Below are 22,929 nucleotides of genomic sequence, written 5' to 3'. Positions count from 1 at the left end.
AGCGCCGATAGTAGTTGGGGGTTTCCCCCTGTGAGGGTAGGACGTTGCCACGCTTCAAATTAGAAGGAGAATTTCTGGAAGGAAATTCTCTTTTTTTGTATACTATTTCTATAAACAGTAATGGAGAATGCAAAATGAAAAAAATAAATTTATTTCTTTTAAGCTTTATAGCAATTTTCTTAGTTGCGTGTAATAAAGTGATTGACGATAAAGAATTTCAAGATAAATTAGTTCAACAAGAATTACAAATTAAAAATTATCATTTAACATTGAAACAAAATGAAGTGAAGAAAAAAGATAGTACAAGTTCAACTCAAATCATTGCGAATGCTTCTGTTTGGAGTGATGGTACAGGATTTGGGACTCGTATTGATAAAACTGATGGAAAAGCAACGAATCAAATTGAAGTCATTAGTGAAGGCAGTAAAGGAGCTATTCGATATTATCAAGATCGATGGGAACCAACGATTTCTGCGCAATCTAGTTTACAAAATGTTATTGGTTTTTCTTACCATAGCGTATTACAATTAGCTCAAAATATTTCTAGTTATGCTACATGGCAAACGGATGGTACATTCACTTACCAAGGGAGTGATTCTACGGTACGTTTAGCATTATCCTCGATTAATATTCAGGTGCATGAGAATACTAAAATTATGATAAAAATGAAAGCTGATAGAAAGACAAATATCATTCAAAGTTTTTCATTAGTGTTAAATGAAGAAGATGAAACCATTCAGAAGACTTATGAAGTAATTTTTAATGGAATGAATCAACAACATAAAAAAGAATTACCATTGTAAAATAGTAAATATATTTTGTCATACTCTCAATGGATTTCCTATTAAAAGACTACTCATATTCCTGTTTTTTTGTTACAATAGGAATGGATAAATTTTAAGAATTGCGAGAAATGGAAAACATTTTGTAGACATGCGAGAGGGAGAATGCTTGCATTCTCCTTTTTTTATGAAGATTGGAGGTAAGAGAATGGGAAGAATCATATCGGTTGCGAATCAAAAAGGTGGAGTTGGTAAAACAACGACAACAGTCAGTTTAGCAGCGTCCCTAGCAAAACTTGGTCAAAAAGTTTTAATTATTGATAGTGACCCTCAAGGAAATGCAACAAGTGGGTTAGGAGTGCAAAAAGCAGAGTTATCCTATGATGTTTATGATGTTATTGTAAATGAAGTGAATGTTCATGAAGTTATTGTACCAACTACTCGAGAAAATTTAATGATTGTACCTTCAACCATTCAGTTGGCAGGAGCTGAAATTGAATTAACAAATCAGACTCATCGTGAGCAACGATTGAAGCAAGCATTAACAACGATACGTGATGAATATGATTATATTTTTATTGATTGTCCACCTTCGTTAGGGCATTTAACGATGAATGCTTTTACTGCTAGTGATACTGTTTTAATTCCTGTGCAATGTGAATATTATGCATTAGAAGGGTTATCTCAATTGATGAATACTATTACGATGGTTCGTAAACACTTCAATCCACAATTAAAAATTGAAGGTGTTTTATTAACAATGTTTGATGCACGAACAAATTTAGGAAATGAAGTAAAAGATGATGTTATTAAATACTTCAGAGAAAAAGTATACCGTACTATTATTCCGAGAAATGTTCGTTTATCAGAAGCACCAAGTTATGGACAAGCCATTGTAGACTATGATCCTCGTTCTAGAGGAGCTGAAGTTTATCTCGAATTAGCAAAGGAAGTGTTATCAAATGGTTAAAAATCAAAAATCAAAAGGCCTAGGTCGTGGAATTGATGCACTTTTTGGTGGAAATTTTGATAGTATCGAAAATTTAGAAAAGGTAGATACAACAAATGAAAAGGTTGAAGAAATTTCCATTAGTGAAATTCGTCCAAACCCTTATCAACCTCGAAAAGATTTTAATGAAGAAGCTTTACAAGAATTAGCGGATTCGATTCGTGAACAAGGAGTTTTTCAACCGATTATCGTCCGAAAATCAAGTATTAAAGGCTATGAATTAGTAGCAGGAGAAAGAAGATTACGAGCTTCTAAACTTGCTGGAAAAGAAACTATTCCAGCTATTATTCGTGAATATAGCGAAGAAATTATGATTCAAGTAGCTGTTGTAGAAAATTTACAAAGGGAAGATTTACGACCAATTGATGAAGCATTAGCGTATAAATCTTTAATGGATGCTTTAAAACTAAATCAAGAAGAAGTCGCAAAAAAAATTGGTAAAAGTCGTCCTTATATTGCTAACTTCCTTCGATTATTATCATTACCATTAGAAGTTCAAACACAATTACAAGAAGGTCAATTATCAGTGGGGCATGCTCGTGCTTTATTAGGATTAAAACAAGCGGATAAAATCATTCCTCTTTCTAAAAAAGTAATCGAAGAAGGAATGACGGTTCGAGCGCTAGAAGAATTGATTCAAACGATGAATGAACCTGTTGAGAAAGTAAAAAAAATCAAAAGGATTCAAGAAAAACCAGCTTATATTGTAGAATCTGAAGAAAGATTAATGGATAAATTTGGAACATCTGTCCAAATTACTCCGAAAGGAGAACGTGGAAAAATCGAGATTGAATACCTTTCTCAAAAAGATTTAACTCGTATTTTAGATGTATTAGAAATTGAATTAGATGATTAGGAGTGAATAGAATGGCTGTAATAGAATATGCACTTGGGGATTGCGTTGAGATGAAAAAGCCCCATGCATGTCAAACCAATTCATGGACGATCATTCGAATGGGAATGGATATTCGTATCAAATGTAATCATTGTGGGCAAATGGTCTTAATGCCAAGACGAGAATTTGAACGCAAAATGAAAAAAGTAACTTTGAAAAAAGAAAATAATGAATAGAAAGAGTGTGAGAAATACATGGCGTTAACAGCAGGAATCGTTGGCTTACCAAACGTTGGAAAATCAACATTATTTAATGCAATTACAAAAGCAGGAGTAGAAGCAGCAAACTATCCGTTTGCGACCATTGACCCAAACGTTGGTGTCGTAGAAGTTCCAGATGAAAGACTTCAAAAATTAACTGAATTAGTAAAACCTAAAAAGACAGTTCCAACAACATTTGAATTTACAGATATTGCAGGGATTGTAAAAGGAGCTAGCCGTGGAGAAGGTTTAGGAAATAAATTCTTAAGCCACATTCGTCAAGTAGATGCGATTTGCCAAGTTGTTCGTTGCTTTGAAGATGAAAATATTACACACGTTGCTGGTAAAGTAGATCCAATTGCAGATATTGAAACAATTAATTTAGAATTAGTATTAGCAGATTTAGAATCAGTTGATAAACGAATTGCTCGTGTTGCTAAAATTGCCAAAACAAAAGATAAAGATGCAGTAGCAGAATTAGCAGTTTTAGAAAAAATCAAACCAGTATTAGAAGATGGTCAATTAGCACGTACGATTGAATTTACAGATGAAGAATTACCAATCGTGAAAGGTTTATTCTTATTAACAACAAAACCTATGTTATATATTGCTAATATTTCAGAAGATGATGTAGCAGAAGGTGGACATAACCAATATGTTCAATTAGTAGAAGAATATGCTGCAAAAGAAGATGCAGAAGTAGTCGTTATTTGTGCACGTGTAGAAGAAGAAGTTGCTGAATTAGAAGAAGAAGAAAAACAAGTATTCTTAGAAGAAATGGGAATTGAAACTTCAGGTTTAGATATTTTAATTCAAAAAGCTTACCATTTATTAGGATTAGCTACTTACTTCACTGCTGGTGAACAAGAAGTTCGTGCGTGGACTTTCCGTAGAGGAATGAAAGCTCCACAATGTGCGGGGATTATTCACTCTGATTTTGAAAGAGGATTTATTCGAGCTGAAACAGTAGCTTATGCAGACTTATTAGAATTCGGTAGTATGGGCGCTGCAAAAGAAAATGGGAAAGTTCGTCAAGAAGGAAAAGAGTATGTCGTACAAGATGGCGATGTTATGCTTTTCAGATTTAACGTGTAATCATCATATCTTGTGGGGGATTGAATCATGACAGAAAATCAAACTGAAGTAAAAAAAGTAGATGTTGCTACATTACGTAGTCAATTAACGAAAAAAAATGAACAATATATTTTACAATTAGAACGTTCATTAAAAGAAGCTCAAGTATCTAAATCGAAAATCGCTTCAACTTTAGAAGAAATGCTTCCCGTTTTAGTAGAAAAACAGAAAAAAGGCTTAACAGCTCGTCAATTATTTGGTACAGTGACACAACAAACTCAATCTGTATTGGAAGGACCTAAAAAAGATCCAACGGTGAAATCACCAGATTGGCAAATTGCAGTAGATGGAGGATTAATGGTTGGTGGATTCTTCGCTTTAATTGCTGGAATTACATTATTCTTAAATCCAGAACAATCCGAAGCAATGGGAGTTATCTCATTAATAATGAACTTTATAGCAGGAGGATTAGCGTTATTAGCGTTATCTAAAGTAACTCCGGATATTAATCAACCAAAAGGCAAACGTGGTTATATTCGTTATTTAGTAGTGAGTTCATTAGTGATGCTAGCATGGTTAGTCATTGTAATGGGAACACAATTATTGATTCCAGCAAGTATTAACTATGTCTTCCCAGCCATCGTGTATTTATTTATTGGTTCAGGTTCTCTTGTTTTAAAATGGTATTTGAAAAAAACATTGGATATTCGAGGCGGAATTTTATAAAGGATGTTGTGTGGGCGTAGAAATGAAAATTTTCTTGCCCACATTTACTATATAAGGGGGAATATGATGAAATCATTACGGAAAATTTTATGTTGGTTCATGTTTTTGATGGTATTTTTATTCTTTTTAAGTTCAAAAATTGAAGCTAAAGGTAAAAGTTTAATCGTTAGTCAATATCATATTGATGCAAGTGTAAGTGCGAATGGTGATGTTCGTTTTAAAGAAGAAATTACGTTTCAAGCGAATGGTAGCTATAATGGTGTTTTCTACAACCTGGATTATTTTGGAGAAGAAGAGCCAAAAGATGTATCTGTTGCCTTTAAAACGAGTGATGGAGAAGTTGTTCCATTAGCTAAAAGAGATACAGGAAATAATAGTACTTATTATTCAGAAAATAGTGGAAAGGTATTGAAATTTAAAGTTTTCTTACCTTTTGCAAATGATTCTAGAACAGTCGTTTTTAATTATACGATTCCACATATGATTAAAAATTATCGAGATACTGCTGAATTAAATCGAAGAGTTGTTGGACAAAACTGGGAAATTAATCAAAAAAATATTCGTATTCATGTAACTTTACCAGAAGCTGCAACAAAAGAAACATTAAGAGCTTGGGGACATGGTGGAAGTGGAGGTAAAGTAGAAATTGACCCAGATTATAAAGGGGTTACTTTTACTGTAAAGAGAAATCAACCAGGAAATTTTGTAGAAACACATATGGTTTTTCCAACGCAAATTACAAAGGATAATCCTGTGACAGAAAATACGGATGCCTTCCAAAGAATTATAGAAACGGAAGAGAGTCTTGTACAAAAACAAGTAGAAGAACAACAAACAAAGTGGACGGTTGTTGGATTTGGAGCAATCATTAGTTTGATTTCAGTAGTATGGGCATGGTTGAAAGGATATTTAGCAAATAAAAAACGTTTAGCAAAAGTTCCATTTGTTCCAGAACATTTGTTTGAATTGCCTCAAGATATGTCTCCTGCTGTAATGTCAGATGCCATTTATAATGGTGTAGATATGGATGATTTTAGTGCAACCGTAATGAATTTAGTCCGTAAAAAAGTTCTAACATTGACAAGTGAGGAACCGTATATGTTAGAGTTGAAAAATCCTGCTAAGAATTTACTACCTCATGAACAATTATTATTAGAAATATTATTTGAAAAAATTGCGAAAGGAAATCAATTAGATTTAGCGGATGTTCAAGACTATGCAGAGAATTGTCCACAGAAATATGCAGATATGATGCAAGATTGGTTTGACCAAGTAGCACAGGATGCGGAAGAATATAGTGCTTATCGTCTAGAAAAAGGTGAGAAGATTCCAAAATCAATAGGGGCTCCTATTTTAGGACTATTAGGTAGCTTTTTAATTGTCATTAGTGTATTTGCGGCGACTAAGGATTTATTATCACTCATTATAGCTGTAGTAGTTAGTGCTATTCTTTATATTATCATTCTGCGTTTAAGTTTAGTAGGAACTAAACAGAGAAGTATTAAAGGTGAATATGAATATCGTCGTTGGGAAGCGTTTCGTAAAATGTTAGTCGATATTTCTAGTTTAGATAGAGCTGATTTACCAAGTATTCAAATTTGGGATCATCTGCTCGTTTATGCGATTTCTTTAGGAGTTGCTGAAGAAGTGATTGAAGTATTAGAAGAAAAATTCCCTGAATGGATTCAAGAAAGTGTATTCTATTCTCCAACTTATGGTTGGCAAATGGCGATCTATCATGATATTTTACAAGATACATTCTTTGATAGTTACAATTCAGCAATGGATGAAATTAGTTCGAATTCTGATTCACCGAATAGCGGTGGATTTGGTGGAGGATTTAGTGGCGGAAGCTCGTTTGGATCTGGTGGAGGATCCGGCGGCGGAGGTTTCTAAATACCTCATGATAAATAGATAAAAGGAGCAAGTATGTTAAATGAAATGATGTTTCGACCAGTCGTTAAACCTGAAGTGGTCGAATATATGAGAAAAAGTCAACGTGTCTTTCCTGGTAAATTAGGAGAGCTAGAGCAAATGGCGAATGATTTAGGAATCCCAATTATTCCTCATGAAACAGCTGTGTATTTAGATTTCTTGTTAGGACTATATCGTCCAACTCACATTTTAGAAATTGGAACAGCAATTGGTTTTTCTGCTAGCTTAATGGCACAATATGTACCAAAAGGCGGTTCTGTGACAACGATTGACCGATATGAATTAATGTATTCAAGAGCAAAAGAGAATTTTAAAAAATTAGGCATTGATGATGTTGTCACTCAAATTGAGGGAGATGCAGCACATGTATTACCAACATTAGAACAACAATACGACTTTATTTTTATGGATAGTGCAAAAGCGAAATATATTGAATTTTTCCCTCATTGTATGCGAGTATTAAAAACAGGTGGAGTGCTTGTAGTAGATGATATTTTCCAAGGGGGAACAATTTTACAAGATGAAAGTGAAATTCCACGAAAAGTTCGAAAAATTCATCGTCGTCTAAACTTATTTTTAGACTTTGTTCAAAAAGATGAAGCGTTGAAATCCACTCTAGTTCCATTAGGAGATGGTATTATTATGATTCAAAAGTTAGAAGAAAAAGATTATCTTCCAATTGTTGAAGCTTTACTATAAAAATGAGACTCTTTCTTTTCTATGAAAGTAGGAAAGGAAGAGTTTTTTTGTTTGATAAAGAGAAAAGTGCAGATTAGAAATAAAATGTATATTTTATTGACAAAAAGCATATAAAAAATGGTAGAATAGATAAAAGAAATAGAACCCGAAAGGACTTAGAAATGAAATTACTAACAATAGCAGTTCCTTGTTATAATTCACAAGAATATATGCATTACTGTATCCAATCATTAGTGACTGGTGGAGACCGAGTAGAGGTCTTAATTATTAATGATGGTTCAAGTGATAATACACAAAATATAGCAGAAAAGTTTGAACAACAATATCCAGGTATTGTCCGTGCGATTTCTCAAGAAAATAAAGGACATGGTGGTGCTGTCAATACAGGCATGCAACACGCAACTGGGAAATATTTTAAAGTAGTAGATAGCGATGATTGGGTCGATGTCCGTGCTTATTTAAAAATTTTAGAGCATCTGCAACAACTAGAAGAAACTCAAGAAGAAGTTGATGTAGTCATTACAAACTTTGTTTATGAAAAAGAACAAGCTAGAAGAAAGAAAATTATGAGATATCAATCTTCCTTCCCAGAAAATAAAGTGTTTACTTGGGAGGATGCCAAGCCGCTTCGAAAAGGAAAGTATATGATGATGCATTCCTTAATCTATCGACTAGATATTTTAAAACAATCAAAATTACAATTACCAGAACATACTTTTTATGTGGATAATTTATTTGTATTTATTCCACTACAGTATTGTAAGAAATTGTATTATATCAATGTTGATTTTTACCGTTACTTTATCGGCAGAGAAGATCAATCGGTTAATGAACAAGTGATGATTTGTAGAATCGATCAACAAATTAAGGTAAATCAATTATTAATGGAAGCTTATCATAGTGATTGGGAACTTCCAAAAGTTTTAAATGATTATTTATTGAATCATCTAGAAATTACAACATTGATTTCTTGCGCCTTATTAAATAAAGCAGGTACACCAGAGCATCAAGAGAAAAAGAAAGCTTTATTAGAAAAATTGAAAGAAAGTAATCCTCTTGTCTATAAAGAAATTCGTAAAAATGTCATTAGTAAAATTGCGATGAACGACAATGAACCTGCTAGACAAATGTCGAATTTAATTTATACAGTGACTCAAAAAATATTTGGATTTAATTAAAATAAGATAACTGACTTTTCCAGAAGTAGCGAATACACAATGGGAAAGTCTTTTTGCTTTTACCTCAAAAAATGCTATCTTTATTAAATTATGTTAGAATGGGACTAATGAACTTTAAAGGAGAAACATAAGATGGTATATGATTATTTAGTAGTAGGCGCAGGGTTGTTTGGAGCAACTTTTGCACGTGAAGCTGCTAATCGTGGATATAAAGTAAAAGTAATTGAAAAACGTTCGCATATTGCGGGAAATATTTATACAAAAGAAGTTGAAGGGATTCAAGTTCATGAGTATGGAGCGCATATTTTCCATACAAGTGATAAAAGAATTTGGGATTATGTGCACCAATTTGCTACATTTAATCGTTATACAAATACGCCTGTTGCGAATTTTAATGGTGAAATCTATAATTTACCATTTAACATGAATACTTTTAATAAATTATGGGGAGTTGTGACTCCGCAAGAAGCAGCAGCTAAAATTGAAGAACAACGAGCTGTATTGAAAGGAAAAACTCCTGAAAACTTGGAAGAACAAGCTATTTCTTTAGTAGGGGAAGATGTCTATTACAAGTTAATTAAAGGTTATACTGAAAAGCAATGGGGACGTTCTGCAACAGAATTACCAGCCTTTATTATTCGTCGATTACCTGTTCGATATACGTATGATAATAATTATTTCAACGATACGTATCAAGGGATTCCAATTGGTGGATATACTCAAATGGTTGAAAATATGTTCAATCATGAAAATATTGAAGTGGAATTAAATGTTGATTTCTTTGAGAAAAAAGAAGAGTATTTACAAAGTGACGTTAAAATTGTTTTCACAGGAATGATTGATGAGTTTTTCAATTATGAATTGGGAACGTTAGAATATCGTAGTTTACGTTTTGAAACTGAAGTATTAGATTCAGAAAACTTCCAAGGAAATGCAGTTGTGAATTATACAGATCGTGAAACTCCATATACTCGTATTATTGAACATAAACATTTTGAATTTGGAACACAAGAAAAGACAGTTATTACAAAAGAATATCCATCAGATTGGGAAAAAGGTCAAGAGCCTTATTATCCGGTCAATAATCAACAAAATAATGATTTATATTCTAAATATAAAAAGCTAGCTCAAACAGTCCCTCAAGTAATCTTCGGAGGGCGCTTAGGGCAATATCGCTATTATGATATGCACCAAGTAATTGCAGCAGCATTAGAAGTAGTGAAACAAGAATTTGAAGAAAAATAAAAACAAGGAGGACGTTTTCAAGAACGCCTCCTTGTTTTATTATAAGAAATATTAATCACTTCATAAAAAATTCTAATTGGTATTTTTTCCGGGAGAGGGGTAAAATCTAATTAGTGAATGTTTGAACAATTATTTGAAGTAGAATCATACTTTTTTAATAATTGAATCAATTCTTCGACAAGTGGAGAAGTTTCTGCTGTAGTCTTAGTTGCCAATCCAATAGGAAAGAAAGAATGCTTATCTTTTAAAGGAATCCATACTAATTCAGTATCGGTATAATATTGTTGGTATTGAGTTGCCATTAAGCAAACGGTATTCAATGTTTTTACACTCGACAAAACAACTTCCCAATTATCATCCGTATATAAAATATGTGGATGAATATTAAATTTCTTTGCTTGAGAATGTAAAAATTGTCCAAGAATATATTGGTTTGGCAAAGTAGAAAAGGATTGAGCCGCTAACTCTTCAAATGTAAGAGAGTTTCGGTTGGCTAGAACATGATTTTTTGAAACGACAACACTAATATCATAGCCAAGTTTTGGATTTGAAAAGGGTTCTAATGTGATAGTAGCTTCATATTTAGGAAATGATAAAATTCCTAAATCAATTTCTCCTTTTGCTAGTTTTTGTTGTAATTCATAAGAACCACCTTGTACCATAGTAAGTTCTACACTAGGGTGGGAAAACATATAATTAGAAAAAAGAGGCATAAATTCCATTGCAAATAGTGTTGGAAGCCCGATTCGAATGGATTTTTTTGAAGTCGTTTGGAGTTGGTGCATTTGTTGAGTTAATTGTTCAAAATTTTTTACTAAAATTTTCCCTTCCTTATACAGTAATTGTCCACTAGTAGTGAGTTGTTTTTTAGTAGAATCATGAATAAATAAATGGGTATTAAATTCTTGTTCTAATTTTTTTACCGTTTGAGAAAGGGTAGGTTGTGTAATAAAGAGACTTTTTGCAGCATCGGAAAAGCTATGATGTTCAACGATGCTAATAAAGTACATGAGTTGTTTAATGTCCATAATCATTCTCCGTTCTAGTTCTTTGTTATCATTTTAACAAGAGGCTTTCTGAACTTCAATGGAGAATCGTAAAAAATAGGAGGAATTGGTATGAAAATTGTAATAGCAGGAGCAGGAGCGATGGGAAGTCGTTTCGGAGTGATGTTGCATCAAGCTGGACACGAGGTGTTATTTGTAGATGGCTGGGAAAGTCATGTTCAAGCAATCAATGAACAAGGGCTTCAAGTAAATGATAATGGGGAAGAGAAAGTATTTCATATTCCCGCAGTATTACAATCAAAAGTAAAAGAGGATACGCAAGCTGATTTAATTATTTTGTTTACAAAAGCAATGCAATTAGATCAAATGTTGCAAGATATTCAGTCACTCATTCATTCGGATACAAAAATCTTATGCTTATTGAATGGAATAGGACATGAAGAAATTATTGAAAAATATGTTGCGCCTACTCATATTTTATTAGGAAATACAATGTGGACAGCAGGAATGAATGGACCTGGAAAAGTAACGTTATTTGGTAATGGAACGGTTGCTTTAAAAAATTTAGCACCGGAGGGAGTAGAGGATGCTAAAGAAGTAGTAGACGTATTAAATTCAGGTGGACTCAATGCAACTTATTCTGAAAATATTTTATTTGCCATTTATAAAAAAGCTTGTGTCAATGGCACAATGAATGGTCTTTGTACTATTTTAGATTCAAATATGGCTGATTTCGGGGAAACAACGACTGCTCATGAAATCGTCGAAGCTATTGTCGCAGAATTTTCATCAGTTGCAAAATATGAAAATGTTGAAATAAATGTGAAAGAAATTGTTGATTACATTGAAATGAATTGTTATAATCGTGACACAATCGGTCTTCATCATCCATCGATGCATCAAGATTTAATTTTGAATAATCGTTTGACGGAGATTGATTATATTAATGGAGCAGTGGTAAGAAAAGGTAAGAAATACGGAGTTCCAACACCTTATTGTGCCTTTTTAACATCATTGATTCATTGTAAAGAGCAAATTTTGAAAGCTCACTAATAAAAGGTAGCGAAAGTGTAGAAAGTTTCAACAGCTTTTATAAAGGGGTAGACAAAAAGAAAGAAGGGGTTATATGGAAACTCAAGAAAAAATGACTGCAAAAGTCTTTATCAATAAAATCTTACAAGGAACTGCATTAGGGGTAATTATCGGGTTAATTCCAAACGCTGTATTATCTGCTATTTTAAAATATTTTAGTCAATATCCACTAGCAGTTCAAATTACACAAATTGCTGTGATTTTCCAATTAGCAACACCATTAATTATTGGGGCGTTAATCGGAATGCAATTTGGTTTCAAACCAATGCCGATGATGGTTACAGCAGGAGCAAGTTTTGTGGCGTCAGGTGTTGTGAAATTCAATCCAGAACTGGGAAAATATGTTGGAGCTGGTACTGGGGACTTAATTAATACAATGTTAACAGCTGCAATTGCAGTATTAGCATTAATGTGGATTAAAGAAAAATTCGGTTCTACTGCTGTAGTTGCGATGCCAATCGTAGTCGGTGTGGGTGCAGCATTTATCGGATTACAATTATTACCATTCGTTGCGAAATTAACAGCAGGAATCGGAGCAATTATTAATGAATTTACTCATTTACAACCAATTTTAATGTCTATTTTAATTGTATGTTCATTTGCATTCTTAATTATTTCACCAATTTCAACAGTTGCGATTGGTTTAGCCATTCAATTAAATGGTGTGTCTGCAGGGGCTGCTGCGATGGGTGTAGCTGTTACGGCAGTAGTATTAGTGGTTCATTCATGGAAAGTGAATAATTCAGGAGTTACTTTAGCGATTGCTTTAGGAGCTATGAAATTGATGATGCCAAACTTATTCAAGTATCCAATTATTTTAGTACCAACTTTAACAACAGCAGTGATTTCTGCAATTCCAGTTGCATTATTTAGTGTCAGTGGTACTCCTCAATCTGCAGGTTTTGGTTTAGTAGGTTTAGTAGGACCTCTTGCTTCTATCGATGCAGGATTAAATGTTGGTTTAGCAGTTGTTGCATGGTTAGTTGTACCAGTTGTTGCAGCATTAGCGACTAAATTTGTTTATGAAAAAGTATTAAAATTATACGATTCTAACGTGGTATTTAAATTCCAACAATAACAAAAATTCTTTAAAAGAACTGAGCTTTAAGCTCAGTTTTTTTATTTGCGAAAACTATAGGGTAGCATGAAATTAAAAATTCATTTATAATAAGAGTACGGTAGAAAAGGAGAAAAAATATGCGTATTCAACAATTAATATATTTAGAAAAAATTGCAGAAAAAGGATCCATTAATGAAGCCGCAAAAGATTTATTTTTAACGCAACCAAGTCTATCAAATGCCATGAAAGATTTAGAGCAAGAAATGAATATTCAATTATTAGTTCGGCATAAAAATGGAGTTTCTTTAACAGAAGAAGGTCGAGAGTTTTTAGTATATGCTAGACAAATATTGGACCAAGTAAATTTGATGGAAGAAAAGTATAAACGTAAAACAAAACGAAAACGTGATTTCTCAGTTTCAGCTCAACATTATGCGTTTGTCGTTCATGCGTTCGTAGCATTAATCAGACAAGAAGCTGGAGATGAATATCAATTTACGTTAAGAGAAACAGAAACTCAAAATATTTTAGAAGACTTAATGAAATTCAAAAGTGAGTTAGGAATTTTATATTTAAATAATTTTAACCGTCAAGTCATGAAAAAATTATTTAAAGAGAAAAATTTAGAATTTACACCACTTTTCACAGCGAAGCCTCACGTATTTATTAGTAGAGAAAATCCATTAGCAGCTCAAACTAGTATTACTCTAGAAGAGTTAGAAGATTATCCATATTTATCTTATGAACAAGGGGAAGAGAACTCTTTCTATTTTGCTGAAGAAATTTTAAGTACAATGGAACATAAGAAGAGTATTAAGGTAAGTGACCGTGCGACAATTTTTAATTTAATGGTCGGGTTAAATGGTTATACGATTAGTTCAGGAATTATTAGTAGTGAACTAAATGATGATAAAATTGTGGCAATTCCATTAGCCGTTGAAGATGAATTAGAAATTGGCTATTTAAAACATCATCAAATGGAATTATCGCCGGTAGCACATATCTTTTTAGAACTATTAATTACTCATATTCGTGGATATGGATTTGAAGTAGCAACAGTATTAGAATAAATATAAAAACAAGTAAAAGGAGAATAATGATATGAGTTGGCAAGATATTGCATTAAAATGGGAAAAGTTTGAAGGATTAGAAGATTATTTAAAAACACAATTAGAAAACTTTTCTGAAAAAGAAAAAGAAGAAGCGTTCTATGCTCCATTAGAATTTGGAACAGCAGGAATGCGTGGAATTGTTGGCCCAGGGATTAACCGTATGAATATTTATACAGTTCGTCAAGCAACAGAAGGGTTAGCGCGATTAATTGAAACATATGGAGAAGAAGCAAAAAAACGTGGGGTTGCAATCGCTCATGATTCACGTCATTTTTCTCCTGAATTTGCATTAGAATCTGCAAAAGTTTTAGTAAAACATGGAATTAAAGCTTATGTATTTGAAGATTTAAGACCAACACCTGAATTGTCTTATGCGGTACGTCACTTGCATACATTTGCAGGAATTATGATTACAGCTAGTCATAATCCAGCTGCGTATAATGGATATAAAGTATATGGTGAAGATGGAGGACAAATGCCTCCAAAAGATGCAGATGCCTTAACAGAATTTGTTCGCCAAGTTGAAAATCCATTAGCAGTAGATGTAGTAACAAAAGAAGAATTAGAACAATCAGCATTATTTGAATGGATTGGGGAAGCAGTAGATGCTGCTTACTTAGAAGAAATTAAATCAGTTTCAGTAAATCCATCCTTATTATCTGATACAAAAGATTTATCTGTTGTTTATACTCCATTACACGGAACAGGATTAATGTTAACAAAACGTGCATTAGACCAAGCAGGTTTTACAGGTTTACAAGTTGTATCTGAACAAGCTGTGCCAGATGGAGACTTTACAACGGTGAAATCTCCTAACCCTGAAGAAGCAGGAGCATTTGAATATGCGATTCGTTTAGGAGAAGAAACAAAAGCAGATGTATTATTAGCAACAGACCCAGATGCAGATAGAATGGGTGCTGCTGTTCGACAACCAGATGGAACTTACCAAGTGATTACTGGAAACCAAATTGCAGCGATTTTATTAGATTATTTATTATTTGCTCATCAAAAAGCAGGAACATTACCAGCAAATGCAGCTGCAGTAAAATCAATTGTATCTAGTGAATTACCAACAGTCATTGCAGAACATTATGGTGTGAAAATGGTCAATGTATTAACTGGATTTAAATTTATTGCAGAACAAATTAAAAACTATGAAGAAACAAATGCTCATACATTTATGTTTGGTTTTGAAGAAAGCTATGGATATTTAGTTCAACCATTTGTACGTGATAAAGATGCGATTCAAGCCGTATTGTTATTAACAGAAGTAGCAGCTCACTTCAAGAGTGAAGGAAAAACTTTATATGATGGCCTTCAAGCTTTATATGAAAAATATGGTTATTTCTTAGAAAAAACAATTTCTGTAACAGTTCAAGGATTAGAAGGCCCTGCTAAAATTAAAGCTTTATTAGATGGACTACGTAAAGAAGTTCCTTCTAACTTTGGAGGCATTAAAGTAGCTGTAGCACAAGATTTCGCAGTGAACCAACAGGTAGATTCACAAGGGGTTACTTCTGAAATTGGCTTACCAACTTCAAATGTATTGAAATATATTTTAGAAGATGGTTCATGGATTGCAGTAAGACCTAGTGGTACAGAGCCTAAAATTAAGTTCTACATGGGTGTGAAAGCTGCAACTCAAGAAGAAGCGCAAGAAAAATTAGCAAAATTCCAAAAAGACTTGGATGCTTATATTTAATGTAAAAAAATAGAATAAGACTTCTCCGAAGTAGCAGAGGACGACAGTAGTTGTACAGTCAAGATTGATGCTACAAGGAGAAGTCTTTTTGTTCTCTATTGGATAATTCAGCTTCAAAAAGAAAAAATTAGGAATTTTTCTAAAAAACTCTTGCTACTTTGTGAAAAGAGGAGTAAACTAATAGTAGGAAGAATACATTGATAAATAAAGAGACTACATAAAAAAGTTTATTCATTTTGAAGGTATTTAAGTGTGGAAATGATGGTTGAAAGAGGGACTAGGAAACTAGTCCCTTTTGCCGTAAAAAAAAGAGTTTGGAAAGTTTGTACAAACTATGAAAACTGGTGTACAATAAATGTAATTATAATGAAAAGAGGGTTATGGAACCATGAAATTCCGTTATCAAGATGATAGTTTAACGCTACATACTGATTTGTATCAAATTAATATGATGAAGACTTATTGGGAAACAGGTCTTCATGAGAAAAAAGCAATTTTTGAAGCATATTTTAGAAAGTTACCGTTTGAAAATGGATATGCGATTTTTGCCGGTTTAGAACGTTTAGTTCACTATATTGAAGATTTAACATTTAGCCAAACAGACTTAGACTATTTAAGAAGTTTAGAGATTTATCCAGAAGAATTTTTAGACTATTTAAAAAACTTTAAATTTAAAGGAAATATTCATTCTGCTGTTGAAGGAGAATTAGTATTTGCAAATGAACCATTAGTTCAAGTCGAAGGAACTCTTGCAGAATGCCAATTAATTGAAACAGCTTTATTAAATATTATTAATTTTCAAACATTGATTGCTACAAAAGCTTCTCGTATTCGAACAGTAGCAGGGGATGATCCGGTATTAGAATTTGGAACAAGACGAGCGCAAGAATTAGATGCAGCGCTTTGGGGAACAAGAGCAGCATATATTGGGGGATGTAATGCGACAAGTAATGTTCGAGCTGGAAAAATGTTTGGAATTCCGGTTTCAGGAACTCATGCGCATTCTCTAGTCCAAGCGTATCGTGACGATTATGAAGCATTTAAGGCTTATGCTTCTACTCATCGTGATTGCGTATTTTTAGTCGACACGTATGATATTTTACGTTCAGGTGTCCCAAATGCGATTCGTGTAGCGAAGGAATTCGGAGATAAAATTAATTTCTTAGGCGTTCGTATTGATAGTGGGGACATGGCGTATATGTCGAAAAAAGTTCGTCAACAATTGGATGATGCAGGCTTTACGGAGGCTAAAATTTATGCTTCAAGTGATTTAGACGAAAAAACAGTTCTAAACTTAAAAATGCAAGGTGCTAAAATTGATGTTTGGGGAATCGGAACACGATTAATTACAGCTTATGATCAACCAGCGTTAGGCTGTGTTTATAAATTAGTAGCAATTGAAGATGAACATGGTGAAATGGTTCCAACGGTGAAAATTTCTAATAATGCTGAAAAAGTTTCAACACCAGGTAAAAAACAAGTATGGCGTATTACACGCAAGAGTGATGGAAAATCTGAAGGGGACTATATTGCATTATGGCATGAACGTCCAGATGAATTAGAAGAGTTGTATATGTTCCATCCAGTTTACACATACATTAATAAAACAGTGACGGATTTTGATGCTCGTCCAATTTTACAATCGATTTTTGAACAAGGAAAATTAGTCTATACATTACCTTCATTAAAAGAAATTAAAGCGTATAAAGATGAACAAGTAGAAGCGTTATGGGATGAATATAAGCGTATCTTAAACCCAGAACAATACCCAGTCGACTTATCTACAGAAACCTATCAACAAAAATTAGCAAGTATTGAAGCTATTCGTGCAGAAGTAAAAGAAAAATCTAGTCGCTTAGGGTAGCCAGATAGAAAAGGAAATAATCATGAGACCATTACAACAAGAAATTATTGAAACATTAAAAGTACAACCGAAAATTGATGTTCAACAAGAAGTTGGAAGAACGATTCAATTTTTAAAAGAGTATTTAGTCAAATATCCTTTTTTAAAAGGATATGTATTAGGGATTAGTGGTGGACAAGACTCTACTCTGGCGGGTAAATTAGCTCAGTTAGCGATTGATGAATTGAATCAAGAATATCCAGAAAAAGAGTATCATTTTTACGCCGTTCGTCTGCCTTATGGAATTCAAGCAGATGAACAAGATGCAATGGATGCTATTGAATTTATGCAAGCAGCAGATATATTGCGTGTGGATATTAAGCCTGCAGTGGATGCATCTATGAATAGTATTACAAGTTTAGGATTACCAATTAGTGACTTTAATAAAGGAAATATTAAAGCTCGAGAACGAATGATTGCACAATATGCGATTGCAGGTCAAACAGGCTGTGCTGTGATAGGTACGGATCACGCGGCAGAATCTGTAACAGGATTTTATACAAAATTTGGCGATGGTGGAGCAGATATTTTACCATTATGGCGCTTAAATAAACGACAAGGACGTCAGTTATTAGAATATTTAGGAGCTCCGGAACATTTATATTTAAAACAACCGACGGCAGATTTAGAAGAAGAACGTCCGTCACTTCCAGATGAAGTAGCTTTAGGTGTGACGTATGAAGCAATTGATGATTATCTTGAAGGAAAAGAAGTTGCAGAAAAAGATGCTCAAACCATTGAAAGTTGGTATATCAAATCAGAACATAAACGTCATTTACCAATTACAATTTATGATGATTTTTGGAAATAATCTAAAAAATAAAACTCTATTAGATAGGATGCTTCCGAGTCTAATAGAGTTTTTTTATTGCTTTATTGTTCTAAAGGTTGACCTGTTTTGTTCAGTTGAGTAACTTTTGAAAAGAAATCTTCTCTTAAACGGATTAATAATTGATTTTGGAATGTCTTTTCTAGATGATCTAGAGTTGCAAAGATATGTTTAGCAAGTTCTAAACCATAGACATCATTTTGACGAAGGAAATTACAGGAACGCTCCATAGAAAGAGCAATAAATTGCGTCAATTTCATGCTTAGTTCTGGAAAAGCATTCATCACTTCGAGCGTTTTTTGTGCTAATTTTTCTGCTTTATCATAATGACCTTGGATTGAGTAGTTTTTGACTCCTGCTCGTAGAGCGGAGAGATAGTATTCAGAAGCTCGAGTATAATGGTATTCCGTTTGAGTTTTTAAAATATCTAGCAAGTGATAAAGTCGGTAATCTAAAAATTCAATCGAAAAATGGGAAATGATAGCAGAAAATACATTCACCTCAACATAGTTCCAGTATTCAACTTTAGTAAGATAAGCTTTGATATATTCCAATTCTTCATAGTCTTTTGGTGTTAAAAGAGAGTCTCCAACAATAGAGGCAATTCCAAATTTACTAACAACACGATTGGCAATAATGAAGTGTTCTGCAATACCGGAATCTTCTAAAGGTTGGTTTAGAAGGTCTAGGGCCTTTTTATATTCTCGTTTGGAAACTAAATTAGCTACTTCAACTTGACGTTTATGAAATTCTGAAGGAAACATTTGAACTCTAATTTTATCAAAAGTCTCTTTATCAATTCCAACATTATCAATGATTTCTTCAAATTTTTGGATTGTAATACGGGATTTTCCTTGTTCAAATTGTCTCAAAAAATGTGGAGTAACGGTAGTACCGGCAGCTTCTTTTTGAGTAATCCCTCTATCTTCCCGAATTTTTTTGAAAACTAGTCCATAAATACTTTCATCGTTCATACTTGTTCCTCCTAAATGTATGCGTTGTTTTCTTGATTATATCAATTGTGTAAGTGTTTTTAAAGAAAAGGTATGTATAGTTTCTTTTTAGGGTTAAAAATGTGAATAGATATTCTAATAAGGTAAACATAGTTACGTTTTTAAACTATTTATCAATAAATTCGTTATACTCCAACTGTAAGAAATCAAAATAAAAGGAGATGTTTCTAATGAAACTACAAAAGAAAATTGCAATGTTAGGAGTTGCTTTAGCAACAACAGGAATGTTGGCAGTATCAAACATGTCGAGTGTTTCTGCGAAAGAGGAAGTTTTTGATGCAGTTACAATTTATAATGCTGTGGGAAAAAATGAGCGCTCTTTAATATTGATGGAGTATGCTTTTTTATACAAAAATCAAACAAATCCAGATGCATTAATAATATTTAAAAACAGAACTCTTACTGTTCCAGAACGATTAAAAGAAGCGCCTTTTTCAAAATTTGAAAAGGCTTTGGGATTAAATAAAGAACAATTAGAGAAAGCTAGAAATAATGCTATTCAGAAGTTAGATAAATTAACTCAACCAAAAGGGATTTGGAAACAAACTGAAGAAGGATGGCACTATGTAATTTGGTATGGTAATGAGGGAGTTGCTGCTGAAGGATGGATTCAAGACGGTGGAAATTGGTACTATTTAGGTACAAACGGAGTAATGGTAACTGGTTGGGCTCAAGTTAATGGCAACTGGTATTACTTACAACCTTCAGGAGCAATGGTAACTGGCTGGGTTAAAGTTGATGGCAACTGGTATTACTTAGATGAGTCCGGAGCAATGAAAACAGGCTGGTTTGAAGTTGGCGGTAAATGGTACTATTCTTATGCTTCAGGAGTATTAGCTGTTAACACAACAATTGATGGATATACTGTCAATGGAAATGGTGAATGGGTTTAATCATTTGTAGACTAAAAAATAAATAAAAAGGATTATAGAATTAGGTGACTTCGTGTTACCTAATTTTTTTTGAGTAAAATTGAAAATCGTTAAATATCTATATTCATTTCAAAAAAAATCTGTTACAATACTGGTAATGACAAGTTGAGGGAGGAAGCCTTATGGACATTAAAATTGTAAAAAATCAAGAAGAAGGCGCATTAGTTGCATTTGAAGTATTTAAAGAAGCCTATGAAAAGGGAGCAAAAGTTTTTGGCTTAGCAACAGGGTCAAGTCCTCTTGGTTTATATGAAAAAATTCGTCAAAGTTCATTAGATTTTTCGGATAGAGTTTCTGTAAATTTAGATGAATATGCAGGATTATCAAATGAAGATGGACATAGTTATCACTATTTTATGAATGAGCAACTATTTGAGGCAAAACCATTTGCTAAGAGTTATTTACCAAATGGACTTGCAGAAGATATTGATGCTGAAGTAGAACGTTATGAAAAAATTTTACAAGACAATCCTGTTGACTTCCAACTATTGGGGATAGGGAGTAATGCCCATATTGGATTCAATGAACCAGGAACACCATTTACACAAAGAACACATAAAGTAGCCTTGGCAAAAGCAACAATCGAAGCGAATAAACGTTTCTTTGAACGTGAAGAAGATGTACCAAGATTTGCTTATTCAATGGGGCTACAATCGATTATGGATGCAAAACAAATTGTGTTAATTGCATTCGGGGAAAAGAAAGCACAAGCAATTTTAGATACGGTAAAAGGTGAAATTACTACGGATGTACCTGCAAGTATTTTACAAAAACATCCTAATGTAACCATTATCGTTGATGAAGCTGCAGCTGCATTATTAAATAGATAATGAAATAGGGTATACATTTACACGGGAAAAGGTTTAGAAGAAAAAGGAGAGCGATAAGATGGTAAAATTAGTTTTTGCTCGCCATGGCCAGTCAGAATGGAATAAGGCTAATCTCTTCACTGGTTGGGCGGATGTTGATTTGTCTGAAAAGGGGATTCAACAAGCAATTGATGCCGGAAAATTAATCAAAGAAGCAGGGATTGAATTTGATCAAGCCTATACTTCGGTGCTAAAACGTGCGATTAAAACAACGGATTTGGCATTGGAAGCTTGTGATCAATTATGGATTCCTGTTGAAAAATCTTGGCGTTTAAATGAACGTCATTATGGTGGATTAACGGGGAAAAATAAAGCAGAAGCTGCTGAAAAATTTGGAGATGAACAAGTTCATATTTGGCGTCGTTCTTATGATGTGTTACCTCCAAAAATGGATCGTGATGATGAATATTCAGCACATGGCGATCGTAGGTATGCGAAATTGGATGATTCTGTAATTCCAGATGCAGAAAATCTTAAAGTAACTCTGGAACGTGTTCTTCCATTTTGGGAAGATAAAATTGCTCCAGATTTAAAAGCTGGTAAAAATGTTTTTATTGGTGCACATGGGAATTCTATACGTGCATTAGTAAAACACATTAAAGGATTATCAGATGACGAGATTATGGGGGTGGAAATTCCGAATTTCCCACCTTTAGTGTTTGAATTTGATGAAAACTTACATGTTGTTTCAGAATATTATTTAGGAAAATAATTTTCTAAATCTTTAAAACTGAATCGTTATACCCTTAGGACTTATCGATTGAATGGTAAGTCCTTCATTATTTTATATAAAAAATTTTTCATGATTTCTAAAAAAGTGTGAAAGTAATTTCTAATTTTTAAGGAATTTGAATGGGAAAACAAAGAAATTTGAAATTACTTTCTAAAATAACGACTAATATTGAAAATGCTTTCTGTTAGAATTATACTAACAAATATAAAGGCTTTTATAAAAATAAAGGAGGCTGAATATGAGTATTCAAGGGCAATTAATCGTATCTTGCCAAGCGTTGCCACATGAACCGTTGCATAGCGATTTTATTATGGCTCGTATGGCAGTCGCAGCAAAGGAAGGAGGAGCAAAGGGGATTCGTGCTAATTCTGTCATAGACATCAAAGCTATTAAAGAAGCAGTAGATTTACCAGTAATTGGAATTATTAAAAGAGATTATGATGATGCAGATGTCTATATTACAGCCACTATGAAAGAAGTGGATGAGTTAATGGAAGCTAAACCAGAAATTATTGCATTAGATGCAACGATTTCTAGTCGTCCAAATGGACAAACTTTAGATGAATTTTATCAAGAAATTCGTCAAAAATATCCAACTCAAAAATTAATGGCAGACTGTTCGACAGTTGAAGAAATGATTCATGCAGATGAATTAGGGTTCGATTATATCGGAAGTACATTAGTAGGATATACCCACCAAAGTAAAGGGGATAAAATTGAAGCAAACGATTTTGAAATTCTTCGTGAAGTCTTAAAGGTTATCAAACATCCACTCATTGCAGAGGGAAATATTGATACACCTGAAAAGGTGAAACGTGTACTAGAATTAGGTGCATATAGTGTAGTAGTTGGTTCAGCTATTACAAGACCTCAATTAATTACAAAGAAATTTGTAGAGGCAATTCATTCATAAAAGGAAAATAAATTTTTAGGA

General features: G+C 33.3%; 21 protein-coding genes and 1 pseudogene. 20 read left to right on the top strand and 2 right to left on the bottom strand.

The window, feature by feature from the left end; all coding sequences use genetic code 11:
- Positions 1-134: 134 nt before the first annotated feature.
- The 10 genes from RWL86_RS03870 to glf all read left to right on the top strand — a co-directional run bounded on the left by RWL86_RS03870 (position 135) and on the right by glf (position 9,743).
- Positions 135-803: a hypothetical protein gene (locus tag RWL86_RS03870; RefSeq protein ID WP_314077267.1), complete on the top strand. Its 669-nt coding sequence runs from the start codon at positions 135-137 to the stop codon at positions 801-803.
- A gap of 187 nt (positions 804-990) precedes the next feature.
- A complete protein-coding gene (locus RWL86_RS03865) occupies positions 991-1,752 on the top strand; it encodes an AAA family ATPase (protein WP_314077266.1) in 762 nt (253 codons plus the stop codon).
- Entirely contained in the window at positions 1,745-2,647 is a 903-nt protein-coding gene (locus tag RWL86_RS03860) for a ParB/RepB/Spo0J family partition protein (protein ID WP_314077265.1), read from the top strand. Before RWL86_RS03865 ends, RWL86_RS03860 begins: the two co-directional genes overlap by 8 nt.
- A gap of 11 nt (positions 2,648-2,658) precedes the next feature.
- The gene (locus tag RWL86_RS03855) at positions 2,659-2,862 is read left to right on the top strand and encodes a DUF951 domain-containing protein (protein WP_314077264.1); all 204 of its coding nucleotides are present in this window, start codon (positions 2,659-2,661) and stop codon (positions 2,860-2,862) included.
- 18 nt (positions 2,863-2,880) lie between these two features.
- Positions 2,881-3,981 (top strand): redox-regulated ATPase YchF, encoded by a 1,101-nt coding sequence (ychF, locus tag RWL86_RS03850; RefSeq protein WP_314077263.1) that lies wholly within the window; start codon positions 2,881-2,883, stop codon positions 3,979-3,981.
- 27 nt (positions 3,982-4,008) lie between these two features.
- Positions 4,009-4,686, top strand: coding sequence for a DUF1129 family protein (locus RWL86_RS03845; protein ID WP_314077262.1), 678 nt, complete (start codon positions 4,009-4,011; stop codon positions 4,684-4,686).
- Between the two features lie 66 nt (positions 4,687-4,752).
- A complete protein-coding gene (locus RWL86_RS03840; RefSeq protein WP_314077261.1) occupies positions 4,753-6,582 on the top strand; it encodes a DUF2207 domain-containing protein in 1,830 nt (609 codons plus the stop codon).
- Positions 6,583-6,615: 33 nt separating this feature from the next.
- Positions 6,616-7,320 (top strand): O-methyltransferase, encoded by a 705-nt coding sequence (locus RWL86_RS03835; RefSeq protein WP_314077260.1) that lies wholly within the window; start codon positions 6,616-6,618, stop codon positions 7,318-7,320.
- A 161-nt stretch (positions 7,321-7,481) separates the two neighbouring features.
- The gene (locus RWL86_RS03830) at positions 7,482-8,498 is read left to right on the top strand and encodes a glycosyltransferase family A protein (protein ID WP_314077259.1); all 1,017 of its coding nucleotides are present in this window, start codon (positions 7,482-7,484) and stop codon (positions 8,496-8,498) included.
- 132 nt (positions 8,499-8,630) lie between these two features.
- Positions 8,631-9,743, top strand: a complete 1,113-nt coding sequence (gene glf / locus RWL86_RS03825) for a UDP-galactopyranose mutase (RefSeq protein WP_314077258.1) — start codon at positions 8,631-8,633, stop codon at positions 9,741-9,743.
- A gap of 110 nt (positions 9,744-9,853) precedes the next feature.
- Here glf and RWL86_RS03820 read toward each other — a convergent pair whose 3' ends face one another.
- Positions 9,854-10,771, bottom strand: coding sequence for a LysR family transcriptional regulator (locus tag RWL86_RS03820; protein WP_314077257.1), 918 nt, complete (start codon positions 10,769-10,771; stop codon positions 9,854-9,856).
- A gap of 90 nt (positions 10,772-10,861) precedes the next feature.
- Between RWL86_RS03820 and RWL86_RS03815 the strand changes: the two genes are divergently transcribed.
- The 6 genes from RWL86_RS03815 to nadE all read left to right on the top strand — a co-directional run bounded on the left by RWL86_RS03815 (position 10,862) and on the right by nadE (position 18,430).
- Positions 10,862-11,803, top strand: a complete 942-nt coding sequence (locus RWL86_RS03815) for a 2-dehydropantoate 2-reductase (RefSeq protein ID WP_314077256.1) — start codon at positions 10,862-10,864, stop codon at positions 11,801-11,803.
- A 73-nt stretch (positions 11,804-11,876) separates the two neighbouring features.
- The gene (locus RWL86_RS03810) at positions 11,877-12,920 is read left to right on the top strand and encodes a PTS sugar transporter subunit IIC (RefSeq protein ID WP_314077255.1); all 1,044 of its coding nucleotides are present in this window, start codon (positions 11,877-11,879) and stop codon (positions 12,918-12,920) included.
- Between the two features lie 119 nt (positions 12,921-13,039).
- A complete protein-coding gene (locus tag RWL86_RS03805; protein ID WP_314077254.1) occupies positions 13,040-13,972 on the top strand; it encodes a LysR family transcriptional regulator in 933 nt (310 codons plus the stop codon).
- Between the two features lie 31 nt (positions 13,973-14,003).
- Positions 14,004-15,716 (top strand): phospho-sugar mutase, encoded by a 1,713-nt coding sequence (locus RWL86_RS03800; RefSeq protein ID WP_314077253.1) that lies wholly within the window; start codon positions 14,004-14,006, stop codon positions 15,714-15,716.
- A gap of 388 nt (positions 15,717-16,104) precedes the next feature.
- On the top strand, positions 16,105-17,580 hold the full coding sequence (locus tag RWL86_RS03795) for a nicotinate phosphoribosyltransferase (RefSeq protein ID WP_314077252.1): 1,476 nt from the start codon (positions 16,105-16,107) through the stop codon (positions 17,578-17,580).
- A gap of 22 nt (positions 17,581-17,602) precedes the next feature.
- Positions 17,603-18,430: an ammonia-dependent NAD(+) synthetase gene (gene nadE / locus RWL86_RS03790; RefSeq protein ID WP_314077251.1), complete on the top strand. Its 828-nt coding sequence runs from the start codon at positions 17,603-17,605 to the stop codon at positions 18,428-18,430.
- A 62-nt stretch (positions 18,431-18,492) separates the two neighbouring features.
- Here nadE and RWL86_RS03785 read toward each other — a convergent pair whose 3' ends face one another.
- Positions 18,493-19,422: an XRE family transcriptional regulator gene (locus tag RWL86_RS03785; RefSeq protein ID WP_314077250.1), complete on the bottom strand. Its 930-nt coding sequence runs from the start codon at positions 19,420-19,422 to the stop codon at positions 18,493-18,495.
- 575 nt (positions 19,423-19,997) lie between these two features.
- Between RWL86_RS03785 and RWL86_RS03780 the strand changes: the two are divergent.
- The 4 genes and pseudogenes from RWL86_RS03780 to RWL86_RS03765 all read left to right on the top strand — a co-directional run.
- Positions 19,998-20,354: pseudogene (locus RWL86_RS03780) on the top strand (PspC family transcriptional regulator); the annotation flags it as partial.
- A 161-nt stretch (positions 20,355-20,515) separates the two neighbouring features.
- Positions 20,516-21,223 (top strand): glucosamine-6-phosphate deaminase, encoded by a 708-nt coding sequence (locus RWL86_RS03775; protein WP_314077249.1) that lies wholly within the window; start codon positions 20,516-20,518, stop codon positions 21,221-21,223.
- 58 nt (positions 21,224-21,281) lie between these two features.
- Positions 21,282-21,974: a phosphoglycerate mutase gene (locus RWL86_RS03770; RefSeq protein WP_314077248.1), complete on the top strand. Its 693-nt coding sequence runs from the start codon at positions 21,282-21,284 to the stop codon at positions 21,972-21,974.
- 259 nt (positions 21,975-22,233) lie between these two features.
- On the top strand, positions 22,234-22,908 hold the full coding sequence (locus tag RWL86_RS03765) for an N-acetylmannosamine-6-phosphate 2-epimerase (protein WP_314077247.1): 675 nt from the start codon (positions 22,234-22,236) through the stop codon (positions 22,906-22,908).
- Positions 22,909-22,929: the final 21 nt, after the last annotated feature.

It is taken from the genome of uncultured Granulicatella sp., assembly GCF_963515095.1.
Taxonomy (GTDB): domain Bacteria; phylum Bacillota; class Bacilli; order Lactobacillales; family Aerococcaceae; genus Granulicatella.
Note: the sequence above shows the minus strand (reverse complement) of the source record. Positions and strands in the feature narration are given on the sequence as shown.

Coding starts and splice junctions, on each gene's coding strand:
- RWL86_RS03870 (WP_314077267.1), top strand. CDS start 135: ATGAAAAAAATAAATTTATTTCTTTTAAGCTTTATAGCAATTTTCTTA.
- RWL86_RS03845 (WP_314077262.1), top strand. CDS start 4,009: ATGACAGAAAATCAAACTGAAGTAAAAAAAGTAGATGTTGCTACATTA.
- RWL86_RS03785 (WP_314077250.1), bottom strand. CDS start 19,422: ATGAACGATGAAAGTATTTATGGACTAGTTTTCAAAAAAATTCGGGAA.
- RWL86_RS03860 (WP_314077265.1), top strand. CDS start 1,745: ATGGTTAAAAATCAAAAATCAAAAGGCCTAGGTCGTGGAATTGATGCA.
- nadE (WP_314077251.1), top strand. CDS start 17,603: ATGAGACCATTACAACAAGAAATTATTGAAACATTAAAAGTACAACCG.
- glf (WP_314077258.1), top strand. CDS start 8,631: ATGGTATATGATTATTTAGTAGTAGGCGCAGGGTTGTTTGGAGCAACT.
- RWL86_RS03865 (WP_314077266.1), top strand. CDS start 991: ATGGGAAGAATCATATCGGTTGCGAATCAAAAAGGTGGAGTTGGTAAA.
- RWL86_RS03765 (WP_314077247.1), top strand. CDS start 22,234: ATGAGTATTCAAGGGCAATTAATCGTATCTTGCCAAGCGTTGCCACAT.
- RWL86_RS03810 (WP_314077255.1), top strand. CDS start 11,877: ATGGAAACTCAAGAAAAAATGACTGCAAAAGTCTTTATCAATAAAATC.
- RWL86_RS03805 (WP_314077254.1), top strand. CDS start 13,040: ATGCGTATTCAACAATTAATATATTTAGAAAAAATTGCAGAAAAAGGA.
- RWL86_RS03800 (WP_314077253.1), top strand. CDS start 14,004: ATGAGTTGGCAAGATATTGCATTAAAATGGGAAAAGTTTGAAGGATTA.
- RWL86_RS03795 (WP_314077252.1), top strand. CDS start 16,105: ATGAAATTCCGTTATCAAGATGATAGTTTAACGCTACATACTGATTTG.
- RWL86_RS03775 (WP_314077249.1), top strand. CDS start 20,516: ATGGACATTAAAATTGTAAAAAATCAAGAAGAAGGCGCATTAGTTGCA.
- RWL86_RS03835 (WP_314077260.1), top strand. CDS start 6,616: ATGTTAAATGAAATGATGTTTCGACCAGTCGTTAAACCTGAAGTGGTC.
- RWL86_RS03815 (WP_314077256.1), top strand. CDS start 10,862: ATGAAAATTGTAATAGCAGGAGCAGGAGCGATGGGAAGTCGTTTCGGA.
- RWL86_RS03840 (WP_314077261.1), top strand. CDS start 4,753: ATGAAATCATTACGGAAAATTTTATGTTGGTTCATGTTTTTGATGGTA.
- RWL86_RS03770 (WP_314077248.1), top strand. CDS start 21,282: ATGGTAAAATTAGTTTTTGCTCGCCATGGCCAGTCAGAATGGAATAAG.
- RWL86_RS03830 (WP_314077259.1), top strand. CDS start 7,482: ATGAAATTACTAACAATAGCAGTTCCTTGTTATAATTCACAAGAATAT.
- RWL86_RS03855 (WP_314077264.1), top strand. CDS start 2,659: ATGGCTGTAATAGAATATGCACTTGGGGATTGCGTTGAGATGAAAAAG.
- RWL86_RS03820 (WP_314077257.1), bottom strand. CDS start 10,771: ATGGACATTAAACAACTCATGTACTTTATTAGCATCGTTGAACATCAT.
- ychF (WP_314077263.1), top strand. CDS start 2,881: ATGGCGTTAACAGCAGGAATCGTTGGCTTACCAAACGTTGGAAAATCA.